This is a genomic window from Janthinobacterium goodfellowi (assembly GCF_051380695.1).
GTDB lineage: Bacteria > Pseudomonadota > Gammaproteobacteria > Burkholderiales > Burkholderiaceae_D > Janthinobacterium.
The window spans coordinates 1-14,554 of the sequence record NZ_JBNYXN010000003.1 but is presented as its reverse complement, the minus strand read 5'-3'; the positions used below and the strand labels follow the sequence as shown (position 1 = coordinate 14,554).

The window sequence follows — 14,554 nt, the reverse complement described above, 5'->3', positions numbered from 1 at the left end:
TAAGCCAGACACGAGGAAAACATGAAGAAAGCACCGATTAAAAAAATCACCGCAAAAGCCTCCGGCAAGGCCACAAGCAAAGCCGCAGCACCGAAGACAGCTCCCGCCGCCGGCATCATCTACAGCATCGCCGCCGCCGACCTGGCCGGCCACATGTTCAAGGTGACGTTGACGGTCAAGTCGCCGGCCGCCATCGGCCAGGTCCTGTCCTTGCCGGCCTGGATCCCGGGCAGCTACATGATCCGCGAATTTTCGCGCAACATCGTCAGCATCCGCGCCGAATCCGAGGGTAAGGCCGTGGCGCTGGCCAAACTGGACAAGCACTCGTGGCAAGCCGCCCCGTGCAAGGGCCCGTTGACGGTCGAATACGACGTGTATGCCTGGGACCTGTCCGTGCGCGCCGCCCACCTGGACCAGAACCATGGCTTCTTCAACGGCACCAGCGTATTCCTGCGCGTGCTGGGCCAGGAATCCGACGCCCATGAAGTACACATCGTGCAGCCCAAGGATGCGGCCTGCAAGGCCTGGCGCGTGGCCACCACCCTGCCGGAACTCAAGGCCAAGCGCTATGGCTTCGGCAGCTACCAGGCAGCCAACTACGATGAGCTGATCGACCACCCGGTGGAAATGGGCGACTTCGCGCTGGCCACCTTCACCGCATATGGCGTGCCGCACGATATCGTCGTCACGGGCAAGGTGCCGAACCTGGACTTGCCGCGTTTGTGCCGCGACCTGAAAGCCATCTGCGAAACGCAGATCGCCTTCTTCGAACCGAAGACGAAGAAAGCGCCGATGGACCGCTATGTGTTCATGACCATGGCCGTCGGCGACGGTTACGGTGGCCTCGAACACCGCGCCTCGACGGCGCTGATCTGCGCGCGCGCCGACCTGCCGACGACGGCCTCCAACAGCACCGAGATCGGCGACGGCTACCTGAAATTCCTGGGCCTGTGCAGCCACGAGTACTTCCACACCTGGAACGTCAAGCGCATCAAGCCGGCCGCCTTCGCGCCGTACAACCTGCAGGCGGAAAGCTATTCGCCGCTGCTGTGGCTGTTCGAGGGCTTCACCAGCTATTACGACGACCTGATGCTGGTGCGCGCGGGCCTGATCGACGAGGCGGCCTATTTCAAGCTGCTCGGGAAAACCGTCAACAGCGTCCTGCGCGGCAGCGGCCGCACCAAGCAAAGCGTGGCCGATTCCAGCTTCGACGCCTGGGGCAAGTACTACCGCCAGGATGAAAACGCGCCGAACGCCATCGTCAGCTACTACACCAAGGGTTCGCTGATCGCGCTGGCTTTCGACCTGATGATCCGCACCAAGACGAATGGCGAGCAATCGCTGGACGACGTGATGCAGGCGCTGTGGCAGCGCTATGGCCGCGATTTCTACAAGGGTAAAGCGCGCGGCGTGACGCCGGGCGAAGTCGAAGCCCTGTTCGATGAGGTCTCCGGCACGCGCATGAAACCGTTCTTCGAGCGCTACATCCGCGGCACGGACGACGTGCCGCTGGCGCGCCTGCTGGCACCGTTCGGCGTGAAATACAGCGACGCGCGCAAGGCTGAAAAAGCCAGCCTGGACGTCAACCTGGGCCGCGACGGCAACGACGCCAAATTGGCGCAGGTGCACCAGGGCGGGGCCGCCCACGTGGCCGGCCTGTCGGCGGGCGACGTGCTGGTGGCCGTCGATGGCTTGCGCGTAACGGGCAATCCGGCGAACCTGGACACCTTGCTGGGCCGTTACGCCGTCGGCGCCAGGGTGGCCATTCACGCCTTCCGCCGCGACGAGCTGATGACGTTTGCCGCCGTGCTGCAGGGCGACCGTGTGCCCGGTGTCAGCTTGACCCTGCTGCCGGCGCCCAAGAAGGCCACGGGGCCGAAGCGTCCTAGCGCGGCATGATGCTGTTTGTCGTGCAGTAAGACAGAAAACCGGCCTCACTGGCCGGTTTTCTATTTCAGGCAGCAATTCTCGGTTGCAACGCATCCGCTGGCACTGGCGATTGCCATAAATTTACTGCAAATGAACTAATTTTTCTTTAACTAAACTAAAATTGCCGCATTGTCTCTTTTAGATCGTGCCCAACGTGCAAACCCTCGATCCTCGAACGATTATGCTGATGACGACCCTGATGTGCGGGGCGATGAGCATCGTCATGTTCTCGGTGTATCGCAGTTTTCGGCGCGAAGTACATGGCCTGGGGCATTGGGCGGCCGGTTTGCTGCTGCTGGTGTGCGCGTCCCTGCTGTTCGGCACCCGCGAGGTGCTGCCGCCGGCATTGTCCACGATCGCGGCCAATGCGGCGCTGGTGGCCGGCATCGGCCTGTCGATGCTGGGCACGGAGAAATTCTTTGGCCTGGCGCCCAGCCGCCGCGCCTATCTGCTGATACTTGCGCTGGCCATCGCCGGCAATAGCTGGTGGCTGCTGGTGCGCCCCGATTTCTCGGCGCGTGTGGCTGCCTTCTCCCTGCTGGTCTTCCTGTTTTATACGCGCCAGGTGCAACTGGTGTGGCTTCATGGCGAGCGCCATTTCTCGAGTTTTTTCTTTGCCGTGCTGATGCTGCTGCAAGCGGTCGTGGTGCTGGCGCGCGGCGTGTCGGCCCTGCTGCATGGCGGCGCCAGCGTGAACCTGGCGGTGGCCGGCACGCCGGCCGGTATCTATCTGGCGGTTGCCAATTTCATGGCGCTGCTGCTGACGGTGGGCTTCATGACGGTGGCGACGCGGCGCCTGCAGCAGATACTGGAGCGCCGTTCGACCCACGATCCGCTGACGCAGGTGCTGAACCGGCGCGGCTTTGGCGATGCCTATGCGCGCGAAATCGGCAATCTGCGGCGCCGCCGTCTGCCGCTGACACTGCTCAGCATCGACCTCGATTACTTCAAATCGATCAATGACCGTTACGGTCACGCGGTGGGCGACCAGGTGCTGGCGCATGTGGCCACCATCATTGGCGGCGCCTTGCGCGAATCGGATTGCGTGGCGCGTTTCGGCGGCGAGGAGTTCGTCGTGCTGATGCCGGACATGCCGGCGAATAATGCGCTGGGCGTGGCCGAACGCATCCGCGCCTTGCTGCGCGAGCCCAGTCATGCGGGGCTGCCATCGTGTACGGTCAGCATCGGCGTTGCTTGCCAGGCATCGGTGGTGGAAGGGCTGGAAGCATTGCTGTCGCGCGCCGATGCGGCCCTGTACCTGGCCAAGGAGCGGGGACGCGACCGCATCGAACTCGATGCTTGCGTGTTTACTGAGGACCGGACAAGGTCCGCAGCTGGAAGCGGTACTGCTCGTTGAAGAGAAAAGTTTCGGAAAAATCGAAAGTCTTGGCGTGGCGGCGCATCAGGTGTGCCGCCGGCGGAAAGAGAACCTGCACGCGCCGCACGGCGGCCAGCGCCGCGGCCGAGGCGTCGCTGTCGCGCGAACGGTGCACATGCACGCTTTTCAATTCGCCGTCGGGGCCCACGCTCAGGTCGAGCACGACGATGGCCGGCAGCATGGGCGGCAGGCGCCCGCTGAACGTATATTCTGCGTTGGCCGCCATGATCTGCTGCGCTACCAGCGACTTGTAGACGTCGACGCTGGCGGCAAGCTGTATCGCGTCCGGCGTGCGAGGGGGAATGCGCTCCGCTGGCGGGGGCGCAGTCTGGCAAGCCGACAGCAGGACGGCGGCGGCAAGGACGGTGATCGCGTGTCTCATGGCTGCCAGCCTACCATGGTTTAACTGAACAGGCGTTCCAGCTCCACGCCGGGGTCGGGCGCGCGCATGAACGCTTCGCCCACGAGGAAGCTGTGGATGTGCGCATCGCGCATGCGTTGCACGTCGGCCGTGCTGTGGATGCCCGATTCCGTGATGATCAATTTGTCTTGCGGGATGCGCGGTAACAGGTTGATGGTCGTGTCGAGCGACGTCTCGAACGTGCGCAGGTTGCGGTTGTTGATGCCGATCAGCGCGCTCTTGAGTTTCAGTGCCGCCGTCAGTTCTTCGCCGTCGTGGCTTTCGATCAGCACGCCCATGCCCAGTTCGTGGGCGCACGCTTCCATCTCGGCCATCAAGCCGTGGTCGAGCGCCGCGACGATCAGGAGGATGCAGTCGGCACCCATGGCGCGCGCTTCATAGATCTGGTACATGTCGACCATGAAATCCTTGCGCAGCACGGGAATGGCACAGGCGGCGCGCGCCTGCTGCAGGTAATCCACGCAGCCCTGGAAGAACTGTTCGTCCGTCAGCACGGACAGGCAGGCCGCGCCATGCGCCGCATAGCTGGCGGCGATGTCGGCTGGGCGGAAGTCGGCGCGGATCACGCCTTTCGACGGTGACGCCTTTTTCACTTCGGCGATGATGCCGGGCTTGCCGGCGGCGATGTGCTGGCGCAGGCTGGCTTCAAAGCCGCGCAGGCCGGCACGCAGGGCGCTGTCGCTTTCCACGTCGCCGCGCAGGCTGGCCAGGCTGCGGCGGGCTTTGGCCTTGGCCACTTCGTCGGCTTTTACGGCCAGGATTTTATCGAGTATGTCGGACATGATGGTCGCTATTCTATCAAGGAGGGCGGAGGGCTTACGCTTGCGGCGGGGTGCCCAGCTGCTGCGTGACCTGCACGAACTGGTCGAGTTTTGCCAGCGCGGCGCCCGAACTGACGGCGGTGCGCGCACGCGCCAGGCCGTCTTCGATCGAGCTGGCCACGCCGGCCGCGTACAGCGCCGTGCCCGCATTCAGGGCGACGATATCGGCGGCCGCACCGGGCTCGCCGCGCAGCGCTTCCATCATCTTCGCTTTCGATTCGACGGAATCGGCCACCTTCAGGTTGCGGCTGGCGATCATCGACATGCCGAAGTCTTCCGGATGGATTTCATATTCGCGGATTTCGCCGTTGATCAATTCGCCCACCATGGTGGCCGCGCCCAGCGACACTTCATCCATATTGTCGCGGCCATACACGACGATCGCATGCTGCGCGCCCAGGCGCTGCAGCACGCGCACCTGGATGCCGACCAGGTCGGCGTGGAACACGCCCATCAGGATGTTCGGCGCGCCGGCGGGATTGGTCAGGGGACCGAGGATATTGAAGATCGTGCGCACGCCCAGTTCGCGGCGCACGGGCGCCGCATGCTTCATGGCCGCATGGTGGTTCGGCGCGTACATGAAGCCGATGCCTGTCTGCGCGATCGACTGGGCGATCTGTTCGGGCTGCAGGTTGATGTTGACGCCCAGGGAATCAAGTACGTCGGCGCTGCCGGACGAGGACGACACGCTGCGCCCGCCATGCTTGGCCACGCGCGCGCCGGCCGCCGCCGCCACGAACATCGAGGCAGTGGAAATATTGAACGTGTGCGCGCCGTCGCCGCCCGTGCCGACGATGTCGAGCAAGTTGGTGGTGTCGGCCATGGGCACCTTGGTGGAAAACTCGCGCATCACTTGCGCGGCGGCGGCGATTTCGCCGATGGTTTCCTTTTTCACGCGCAAGCCCATGGTGAGGGCCGCGATCATGGTGGGGGACATTTCGCCGGACATGATCTGGCGGAACAGGTACAGCATTTCGTCGTGAAAGATCTCGCGGTGTTCGATGCAGCGCAGCAGGGCTTCTTGTGGGGTGATCGGCATGATGCTTCCTTCTTCAATGATGGCGCAGGAGGACACTGATGGCACGCCGGGGCGTGCGCATGGGATCAGCGCTCGAGAAAATTCTTCAGCAGGGCGTGGCCGTGCTCCGAGAGGATCGATTCGGGGTGGAACTGCACGCCCTCGATATCGTATTCCCGGTGGCGCACGCCCATGATTTCGCCGTCGTCCGTCCACGCCGTCACTTCCAGGCAGGAAGGCAGCGAGGCGCGTTCGATCGCCAAAGAGTGGTAGCGGATCACTGTGAAGGGGCTGGGGATGTCCTTGAAGACGCCCACGCCCGTATGCGCGATGAGGGAAGTCTTGCCATGCATGACCTGCTTGGCGCGGATGACTTTTCCGCCAAACGCTTCGCCGATGGCCTGGTGGCCCAGGCACACGCCCAGTATCGGCTTCTTGCCGGCGAAGTGCTTGAGCACTTCCACCGAAATGCCCGCCTGTGCCGGCGCTTTCGGGCCGGGCGAGATGCAGATGCGGTCCGGGTTCAGCGTTTCGATCTGCTCGATCGTGATTTCATCGTTGCGGTAAACCCGCACGTCTTCGCCCAACTCGCCGAAATACTGCACGATGTTGTAGGTGAAGGAGTCGTAGTTGTCGATCATTAGCAGCATCTTAAAACTCCCCATCCAGGCCATCTTGCACTTGTTCGGCGGCGCGCAGTACGGCACGCGCCTTGTTTTCGGTTTCCTGCCATTCCATTTCGGCGATGGAGTCGGCCACGATGCCGGCAGCGGCCTGCACGTACAGCATGCCATCCTTGATCACGCCTGTGCGGATGGCGATCGCCACGTCCATTTCTCCGCCAAACGACAGGTAGCCGCAGGCGCCGCCATAGATGCCGCGCTTGGTGATTTCCAGCTCGTCGATCACTTCCATGGCGCGCACTTTCGGCGCGCCCGTCAGCGTGCCGGCCGGGAAGGTGGCGCGCAGCACGTCCAGGTTCGACAGGCCCTCTTTCAAGGTGCCTTCCACGTTCGAGACGATGTGCTGCACGTGCGAGTATTTTTCGATGACCATGCGGTCGGTGACGTGCACGCTGCCCGTCTCCGCAATGCGGCCGATGTCGTTGCGCGCCAGGTCGATCAGCATCACGTGCTCGGCGATCTCTTTCGGATCGGCCAGCAGTTCGGCCGACAGTTCGGCGTCGCGCTCGGGCGTGGCGCCGCGCGGACGCGTGCCCGCGATGGGGCGCAAGGTGACTTTCTTGCCGCCGTCCGCCGTCGTTTCATTGCGCACCAAAATCTCGGGCGAGGCGCCGATAATCTGCATGTCGCCGAAATTATAGAAGTACATATACGGCGATGGGTTCAGCGAACGCAGGGCGCGGTACAGGGTCAGCGGCGAATCGACATACGGCTTGCGGATGCGCTGGCCGATCTGCACCTGCATCAGGTCGCCGGCCATCACGTACTCGTGCGCCTTGGCGACGGCCTTCAGGTAGTCTTCCTTGGAAAAGTCGCGGATGGTTTCCGTGCGCACGGAAGCGCTGGTCACGGGTGCATCGACGCCGCGGCGCAGCATCATGCGCAAGTCTTTCAGGCGCTGGCGCGCCTTGCTGAACGACTCGGGCTGCGCCGTGTCGGCGTAGACGATCAGGTAGAGCTTGCCGGACAGGTTGTCGATGACGGCCAGTTCCTCGGTCACCATCAGCTGGATGTCGGGCAGGTTCAAGTCATCCTTGGGCGCGCCGCCGGCCAGTTTTTTCTCGATGTGGCGCACGGTGTCGTAGCCGAAGTAGCCGGCCAGGCCGCCGCAGAAGCGCGGCATGCCGGGGCGCAGGGCCACCTTGAAGCGCGACTGGAACTGTTCGATGAAGTCGAGCGGATTGCCCTCGTGCTCTTCGATCACGACGCCGTTCTTGACGATTTCCGTGCGGCTGCCGTAGCTGCGCAATACGGTCGTGGCGGGCAAGCCGATGAAGGAATAGCGGCCGAAGCGTTCGCCGCCGACGACGGATTCGAGCAAAAAGGTATTCTTGCCGCCTTGCTGGGTCTGCGCCAGTTTCAGGTACAGGGTGAGCGGGGTTTCCAGGTCGGCGAAGGCTTCCGCGATCAGGGGGATGCGGTTGTAGCCTTGCTGGCCCAGCGATTTGAATTCGAGTTCGGTCATGTTTCTCTCCATGCCGTCAGGGTACAAGTGTGCGCGATGCACAAACCCTGCGGTGGGTTATCAAAAAACCTGCCGGTGCACACAAGATACGCAAAATGCGCGCGTGCAGCCGACAGCAATCTTACACGGCTCGGCCCTCAGGCCTGCCAGGATTGCCAGCGTCGCCAAAGCCAGGCCTCAATCGAGCCGGTTTGGGTGACATTGTGTTTTTTGATGAGAAACGTGTTCACGATATGGTGTTGGATATGGTCAGTATGCTGGTCTGTTGTGCATGCTAATAAAATGCGCCGCTTCGAGCAGCGTATTTACTATACCATCGGAATCGGTCTCGTGTATAGAGTGTCCGTGGTTGTAGCCATACGGTACCGTCAACACGGGGCAAGCCGCAGCCCGTGCCGCTTGCGCGTCATTCGAGGAGTCACCGATAGCCACCACTCTGGCGGGCGCCAGGTCGAAGTCCGCGCACACTTGCAGCAGCGGCATGGGGTCAGGTTTCTTCCTTGGCAGCGAATCGCCGCCGTAGACGATTTCGAAATAGCCGTCGAGTTTTTTCTGCTGCAGCAGGGGCAGGGCGAAGGCGATCGGCTTGTTGGTGACGCAGGCCAGGCGCAAGCCTGCCGCCTTCATTGCCGCCAGCCCCGCTTCCACGTCCGGGTACAGGGTGCTGAACTGGCCATTGATGGCCAGATAGTGGCGCTGGTAGCCCTCCATTGCCTGCTCGAAATGCTGGTCCACGCCGGCTGCATCGAAGTCGAGCGCCAGCACGGTGCGGATCAGGTTTTCCGAGCCTTTGCCCACCATCTGCTTGATGGTCTCGGCGCTGATGGGCGCCAGGTCCAGTTCGGCGCGCATGCCGTTGATGGCGACATGAAAATCGGGCACGGTGTCGAGCATCGTGCCATCGAGGTCGATGATGGCGGCGCGCACGCCGGCCAGTACGTGGTCTTTCACCGTGCCCGCTTGCATCAGGCGCCCGCTACTTTGGCCAATTCGGCGCGCATGGCGTCGATGACGGCCTTGTAGTCCGGCTTGCCGAAGATGGCCGAGCCGGCGACGAAGGTGTCGGCGCCGGCGGCGGCGGCGGCGGCGATGTTGTCGATCTTGATGCCGCCATCGACTTCCAGCATGATGTCACGGCCCGATTCGTCGATCATGCGGCGCGCTTCGGCGATTTTCTTCAGCGCTTGCGGGATGAAGGACTGGCCGCCGAAGCCCGGGTTGACGGACATGATCAGGATGATGTCGATCTTGTCCATCACGTGTTCCAGGTAGTGCAGCGGCGTGCCCGGGTTGAAGACCAGACCCGATTTGCAGCCATTGTCGCGGATCAGCTGCAAGGAACGGTCGACGTGATCCGACGCTTCCGGGTGAAAGGTGATGATGTTCGCGCCAGCCTTGGCGAAATCCGGGATAATGCGATCGACAGGCTTGACCATCAGATGCACGTCGATCGGTACTTGCACGTGCGGACGGATCGCTTCGCACACCAGCGGGCCGATGGTCAGGTTCGGCACATAATGGTTATCCATCACGTCGAAGTGGATGATGTCGGCGCCGGCGGTAACGACGTTGCGCACTTCCTCGCCCAGGCGGGCAAAGTCGGCGGACAGGATGCTGGGAGCGATACGGAATGTTGTCATGGTGGCTAAAGGCTCAAAGTAGAAAATGCGAAGATGCGCTATTTTACGCTTGGCGCCGTTACCATGCCTTAATGAAACACAGAATACATGGCGCGCGGTGGCCAATACGGTACACGCGACGCAATATGCGACTGGCAATGTTTAAATAGGAATAATGATGGCGACTTATGAATTTACGGTAACGGTCAAGACGCAATATCTGCCCGAACAATCGGCACCGGACCAGGGGCGGCACGTGTTCAGCTACACGATCCGCGTCGTCAACACGGGAACGGCTGGCGCGCAACTGATTTCGCGCCACTGGGTCATCACGGATGCGAACAACAAGGTGGAAGAGGTGCGCGGCCTGGGTGCCGTCGGCCACCAGCCGCTGTTGCAGCCGGGCGAACAGTTCGAATACACGAGCGGCACCATGCTGGGCACGCCGCAAGGCTCGATGCATGGCGAATACTTCTGCGTGGCCGAAGATGGCCATCAGTTCGAAGCTTTGATTCCCGAGTTCGTGCTGTCGGTGCCGCGCACCTTGCATTGACGCAACGCCGGGGCTCGCGCCCCTTATTTCAGTTTTTCGGTGCTGTCCTGTTCTTCGCTGAGCTGCTTGCGCGCCGGTGGCGCGGGTTTTTTACCCGAATACATGGTCCACCAGACTATAAATGCCAGCAAGAAGAACGCCACCAGCGCCTCTATCATCAAGATCCACATACGCACCCCTATGTTATTTACCCGCAGCTTAGTATTTACCCGCCGTCTGTTGACACGCGGTAGTCTACCCGTTTCACTCGGCGCCGTCGCGCTTGCGCTTTCCGCCTGTACCACGCCGCCGGCAGAACCGCTCAGCGCGACTGGCAAGGCACCGGCGATCGCCCCGACTGTCGTCAAGCCCGTGCCGGCCAAGCCGGCAGATGCCAAGGATGCCAAGGACGCTATCGATGCAGCGGCGGCCCCCACCTTCGTGCCCGCCAAGTTTGCCGCCTTGCCTGGCTGGGCCCGCGACGACATGCGCGCCGCCTGGCCAGCGTTCATGGCTTCGTGCGGCGTGCTGGTGAAACGTCCGGACTGGAAGGAATCGTGCACGATCGCGCGCCAGGTGAATGCCGACAGCGACAAGGCCATCCGCCTGTTCTTCGAGACTTTCTTTGTGCCCAATCAAGTCGTCACAGCCGATGGCGTCAGCACGGGTCTCGTCACCGGCTACTACGAGCCGCTGCTGCACGGCGCGCGCAAGCGCGGCGGTCCATACCAGACACCGCTGTACAAGGTGCCCGACGATCTGGTCTCGGTCGACCTGGCCGGCGTATATCCGGAACTGAAGAACATGCGCCTGCGGGGCAAGCTGGTCGGCAAGAAGGTGATACCGTACGCGACCCGCGCCGACATCGAGCGCGCCACGTCCGTCACGGGCAAGGAATTGCTGTGGGTGGATGACGAAGTCGAAGCGTTCTTCCTGCAAGTGCAGGGTTCGGGACGCGTGCAGCTGACCGATACGCAGGAAACCGTGCGCGTGGCGTACGCGGATCAAAACGGCCATCCCTACAAGTCGATCGGCCGCTACCTAGTCGACAAGGGCGAGCTGACCCTGAGCCAGGCGTCCGCGCAGGGCATCAAGGCGTGGATCGCCGGCCATCCCACGCGCAAGGATGAATTGTTCAACGCCAATCCCAGCTACGTCTTCTTCAAGGAAGAGCGTTTGCCCGATCCGAAAGTGGGGCCGAAGGGCGCGCTGGGCGTGCCGCTGACGCCGCAGCGCTCGGTGGCCGTCGATTCACGCTTCCTGCCGCTGGGCGCGCCCGTGTTCCTGGCCACCACGCAAGCCAATAGCGAGATACCCATGCAGCGCCTGGTGATGGCGCAGGATACGGGCGGCGCCATTCGCGGGCCGATCCGGGTCGATTATTTCTTTGGTTTTGGCGCGGAAGCGGCCGAGAATGCGGGCCGCATGAAGCAGAGCGGCGCCGTGTGGGTGTTGTTGCCGAAGCAGGCGCCGGCGCGCTGATTTTTTCGCGGCGCCGGGCTGAGATTGCGCTAGTGCAAGGTTAGCGCAAGACCATCACTGGCAGATGCGTATGCGCCAGCACTTTTTGCGTTTCGCTGCCCACGAACAGCTTGTTCAAGCCCTTGCGGCCATGCGAGGCCATCAGGATGATGTCGCAATGATAGGTTTGCGCCGCATTGACGATTTCGTCGTGCGGGCTCGGTGACACGGCCACCACGCCTTCGAAGGGCACGCCAGCGGCGCGTGCCGCTGCGCCGATCTTGTCGATGGCGCGTTGCGAGGCTTCCTGCATCTGCTGTTCATATAGGCTGGCATCGAGCACGATGCCACCGTCGGCCATCGGCGAAAACGGGAACGGTTGCACCACGCTGATGGCGACCAGCTTTGCCTTGTTCAGTTGGGCGAAGGCGATGGCGGTCTCGGCGGCTTTGTCGGACAACGGCGAGCCGTCGGTGGGAAATAAGATGGTGTTAAACATGGCGTGCTCCTCAAGTGATGTAAGACAGCTTATGGATTTACATCAATTAAAACCTTGATGTAAATCAAACCTCACAGGCTTTGGCATGAATAGTGTCGCCAAGGCAATTTTTCACCAGTGTATGCCCGTTCCTCGCTTCAGGTGCGCACGCTACGCAGCGGCGTGCCCCACACCATGGCGACCGTCAACGCAATGCTGCCTGCCGCGATGCAGGCCAGGCCATTGCGCACGCCAAAATGTTCCGCGACCCAGCCGGCGGCCAGCGCGCCCAGCGGCGCCGTCGCCACCGTCAGGAAGCGCATGGTCGATGTCATGCGGCCCAGCATGGGATCGGGCGTGACCTTCTGGCGCAAGCCCAGGTAGGGAATAAAGAACAGCATCACGCCGCAATCGAAAAAGAACATCAATATGGCATAGGCGACGGCGCTGGCGGCCGCGCTGCCGAACAAGGCGGCGGGAATCGTTGGCGTCAGGGCAAAGCAGAGCGAGGTCGAAGCCAGGCCGATCAGGATGGTGCGGCCGGCGCCGTAGCGTTTCGTCAGCGGCTTGACGATGAAGGCGCTGAGCAAGACGCCGGCGCCACCGAGCATCTGTGTCATGCCCAGCACGCCAGGGCTCATGCCCAGGTCGCGCGTGGCGAACAGCACCGTCAAGGCCATGCTGGCGTAAAACAGGAAGTGCCAGATGCCGGCGCCCCAGGCCAGCGCGCGCAGCAGCGGTTCGCGCCACACGAACAGCAAGCCGTCGGCGATGTCGCGCAAGGCGTGCTTGTCGGAGGGCGCCGGGCGCGGGTCGCGCACGCTCATGGCCCGCAAATTGAAGACGGAAACCAGGTAGCCGCAAGCCGTGCACAGGATGGCGACGGGCGCCGACAGCACTTGCACCAGCACGCCGGCCAGGCCGGGGCCGATCAGGCGCGAAGCCGATTCGGTGGCGGCAAATTTCGACTGCGCATCGATCAAGCCGTCGCGGCCCACAAGGAAGGTCAGGAAAACCTGTTCGGCGCCGCCGCCGACGACGAAGCCCGTGCCGATGATGAATCCCACGATATATAACCATGGCATCGACAGCACGCCGCACCAGTAAGCGACGGCCACGCTGGCCAGGGCCAGGCCGGACATGCTTTCGCTGAACAGCATGATCGGATGCTTGCTGCGCCGGTCCAGCAGCACGCCGACTGGCAAGCCGAACAGGGCGAACGGCAGCGCCTGCAGGGCGACCAGCACGCCCATCTGTTCCGGCGTCGCATGCAATAACAATATCGCGCACAGGGGCAGGGCCAGCGAAGTGACCTGGGCGCCGAAGCAATTGAGGCCGTTGCTGAACCACAGGCGGCGAAAATTGACGCTGGCGGCGCTGCCATCGCCGCGCAGATAGCGGGCGCAGTACTGGAAGAAGGAGGAGAAGATACGCTGCTCGATAAAGGTGATCGGGCTCACAATAATAGCAGCGCACCTGCCGCACCGCTGCCGTTAGCCGCTACAATCGTTGCACCGTTCATCGAGAGGAGACACTATGCAATACGAAGACTTGATCATCGACATCCAGGACAAAGTGGCGATCATCCGCCTGAACCGTCCCAAGGCCTTGAACGCCTTGAACGACAACATGATGAATGAGCTGGGCAACGCCTTGCTGAAATTCGACGCCGACGAGAATATCGGCTGTATCGTGCTCACGGGCAGCGAAAAAGCGTTTGCCGCCGGCGCCGATATCGCCGCCATGGCGGATTACACGTATCCCGATACCTTTACCCAGGGTTACATCAGCCGCAACTGGGAGCATATCTTGCGGGTGCGCAAACCGGTAGTGGGCGCGGTGGCTGGCTATGCGCTCGGTGGCGGCTGCGAGCTGGCCATGATGTGCGATTTCCTGATCGCCGCCGACAGCGCCAAATTCGGCCAGCCGGAAATCAAAGTGGGCGTCACGCCGGGTGCGGGCGGCACGCAGCGTCTGCCGCGCGCCATCGGCAAGGCCAAGGCCATGGACTTGTTGCTGACGGCACGCACCATCGACGCTGCCGAGGCAGAACGCATCGGCCTGGTATCGCGCGTCGTGCCGGCCGATAAATTGCTGGAAGAAACCCTGGCCGCCGCCAAGACCATCGCCGCCATGCCGACCTCGGTGGCCATGATGATCAAGGATTGCGTCAACCGCGCCTTTGAAACCACCTTGACCGATGGCGTCGCCTACGAGCGCCGCTTGTTCCAGGCCGCCTTCGGCACGCCTGCGCAAAAAGAAGGCATGCACGCTTTCCTGGAAAAGCGCTTGCCAAACTTCGACGGTCTTTGATATGATTCGCCTCCCCGATGAGACGCACTGGTTTGCGGCACAAAAGGGACGGCCTTCCGGGGCTGGGTAGTAAAAAAGAAGGTTGACGAATTAGCCGAAACGCTTCATACTCTTCCTTCTTCGCAGCTGACAAACACAACGCTTTGTCGATAGCGCGAAAGCAGTAACCGAATACAGTTCTTTAACAATTAACAGTCGATAAGTGTGGGCATTTGATGTGAGTGCAGCGCTGCGCAAGCAGCGTAAAACTTAAAATATCAAATGTTCACAAGAAGTAAATGAATAGGATGTTTCGCAAGAAACAGCCTGTCAGTTTTTCGAGTGAGCGACCCGTCAGCAATGACGGTGCCAATAAAATGGCAAAGTAACAGAGATTAAACTGAAGAGTTTGATCCTGGCTCAGATTGAACGCTGGCGGCATGCCTTACACATGCAA

The 14,554-nt window shown here is 62.0% G+C and carries 15 protein-coding genes; 5 read left to right on the top strand and 10 right to left on the bottom strand.

The genetic code is table 11. The features are described from left to right. Positions 1-21: 21 nt before the first annotated feature. Complete coding sequence (locus ACQ4WQ_RS12455) at positions 22-1,899, top strand: M61 family metallopeptidase (protein WP_436497446.1); 1,878 nt, start codon at positions 22-24, stop codon at positions 1,897-1,899. 217 nt (positions 1,900-2,116) lie between these two features. Further along, the gene (locus ACQ4WQ_RS12450) at positions 2,117-3,286 is read left to right on the top strand and encodes a GGDEF domain-containing protein (RefSeq protein ID WP_436497444.1); all 1,170 of its coding nucleotides are present in this window, start codon (positions 2,117-2,119) and stop codon (positions 3,284-3,286) included. On the opposite strand, the gene ACQ4WQ_RS12445 is transcribed toward ACQ4WQ_RS12450, so the two are convergent. The 7 genes from ACQ4WQ_RS12445 to rpe all read right to left on the bottom strand — a co-directional run bounded on the left by ACQ4WQ_RS12445 (position 3,237) and on the right by rpe (position 9,355). Continuing rightward, positions 3,237-3,689 (bottom strand): putative periplasmic lipoprotein, encoded by a 453-nt coding sequence (locus tag ACQ4WQ_RS12445; RefSeq protein ID WP_326457949.1) that lies wholly within the window; start codon positions 3,687-3,689, stop codon positions 3,237-3,239. The two genes, ACQ4WQ_RS12450 and ACQ4WQ_RS12445, sit on opposite strands and share 50 nt — an antisense overlap. Before the next feature lie 20 nt (positions 3,690-3,709). After that, the gene (gene trpC, locus ACQ4WQ_RS12440) at positions 3,710-4,510 is read right to left on the bottom strand and encodes an indole-3-glycerol phosphate synthase TrpC (protein ID WP_326457948.1); all 801 of its coding nucleotides are present in this window, start codon (positions 4,508-4,510) and stop codon (positions 3,710-3,712) included. A gap of 34 nt (positions 4,511-4,544) precedes the next feature. Beyond that, positions 4,545-5,588, bottom strand: coding sequence for an anthranilate phosphoribosyltransferase (trpD, locus tag ACQ4WQ_RS12435; RefSeq protein WP_436497441.1), 1,044 nt, complete (start codon positions 5,586-5,588; stop codon positions 4,545-4,547). Positions 5,589-5,653: 65 nt separating this feature from the next. After that, positions 5,654-6,217, bottom strand: a complete 564-nt coding sequence (locus tag ACQ4WQ_RS12430; protein ID WP_326457946.1) for an aminodeoxychorismate/anthranilate synthase component II — start codon at positions 6,215-6,217, stop codon at positions 5,654-5,656. Between the two features lies 1 nt (position 6,218). Further along, positions 6,219-7,715: an anthranilate synthase component I gene (trpE, locus tag ACQ4WQ_RS12425; RefSeq protein ID WP_436497439.1), complete on the bottom strand. Its 1,497-nt coding sequence runs from the start codon at positions 7,713-7,715 to the stop codon at positions 6,219-6,221. 249 nt (positions 7,716-7,964) lie between these two features. Next, entirely contained in the window at positions 7,965-8,681 is a 717-nt protein-coding gene (locus tag ACQ4WQ_RS12420) for a phosphoglycolate phosphatase (RefSeq protein ID WP_436497437.1), read from the bottom strand. Further along, entirely contained in the window at positions 8,681-9,355 is a 675-nt protein-coding gene (gene rpe / locus ACQ4WQ_RS12415; protein ID WP_086145604.1) for a ribulose-phosphate 3-epimerase, read from the bottom strand. Before rpe ends, ACQ4WQ_RS12420 begins: the two co-directional genes overlap by 1 nt. A gap of 157 nt (positions 9,356-9,512) precedes the next feature. Between rpe and apaG the strand changes: the two genes are divergently transcribed. Next, positions 9,513-9,887 carry a Co2+/Mg2+ efflux facilitator ApaG/CorD gene (gene apaG, locus ACQ4WQ_RS12410; protein WP_035828598.1) on the top strand — a complete coding sequence of 125 codons (375 nt, stop codon included), beginning with the start codon at positions 9,513-9,515 and terminating at the stop codon, positions 9,885-9,887. Positions 9,888-9,910: 23 nt separating this feature from the next. On the opposite strand, the gene ACQ4WQ_RS12405 is transcribed toward apaG, so the two are convergent. After that, the gene (locus tag ACQ4WQ_RS12405) at positions 9,911-10,057 is read right to left on the bottom strand and encodes a hypothetical protein (RefSeq protein ID WP_170909598.1); all 147 of its coding nucleotides are present in this window, start codon (positions 10,055-10,057) and stop codon (positions 9,911-9,913) included. A gap of 10 nt (positions 10,058-10,067) precedes the next feature. On the opposite strand from ACQ4WQ_RS12405, the gene mltA reads away from it, so the two are divergent. Continuing rightward, positions 10,068-11,348 (top strand): murein transglycosylase A, encoded by a 1,281-nt coding sequence (mltA, locus tag ACQ4WQ_RS12400; protein WP_495542707.1) that lies wholly within the window; start codon positions 10,068-10,070, stop codon positions 11,346-11,348. 40 nt (positions 11,349-11,388) lie between these two features. On the opposite strand, the gene ACQ4WQ_RS12395 is transcribed toward mltA, so the two are convergent. Both ACQ4WQ_RS12395 and ACQ4WQ_RS12390 read right to left on the bottom strand, forming a co-directional pair. Further along, positions 11,389-11,826 (bottom strand): universal stress protein, encoded by a 438-nt coding sequence (locus ACQ4WQ_RS12395; protein WP_326457942.1) that lies wholly within the window; start codon positions 11,824-11,826, stop codon positions 11,389-11,391. A 137-nt stretch (positions 11,827-11,963) separates the two neighbouring features. After that, positions 11,964-13,265 carry an MFS transporter gene (locus tag ACQ4WQ_RS12390; RefSeq protein ID WP_436497432.1) on the bottom strand — a complete coding sequence of 434 codons (1,302 nt, stop codon included), beginning with the start codon at positions 13,263-13,265 and terminating at the stop codon, positions 11,964-11,966. Positions 13,266-13,341: 76 nt separating this feature from the next. Between ACQ4WQ_RS12390 and ACQ4WQ_RS12385 the strand changes: the two genes are divergently transcribed. Further along, a complete protein-coding gene (locus ACQ4WQ_RS12385; protein ID WP_436497430.1) occupies positions 13,342-14,118 on the top strand; it encodes an enoyl-CoA hydratase in 777 nt (258 codons plus the stop codon). Positions 14,119-14,554 lie beyond the last annotated feature (436 nt).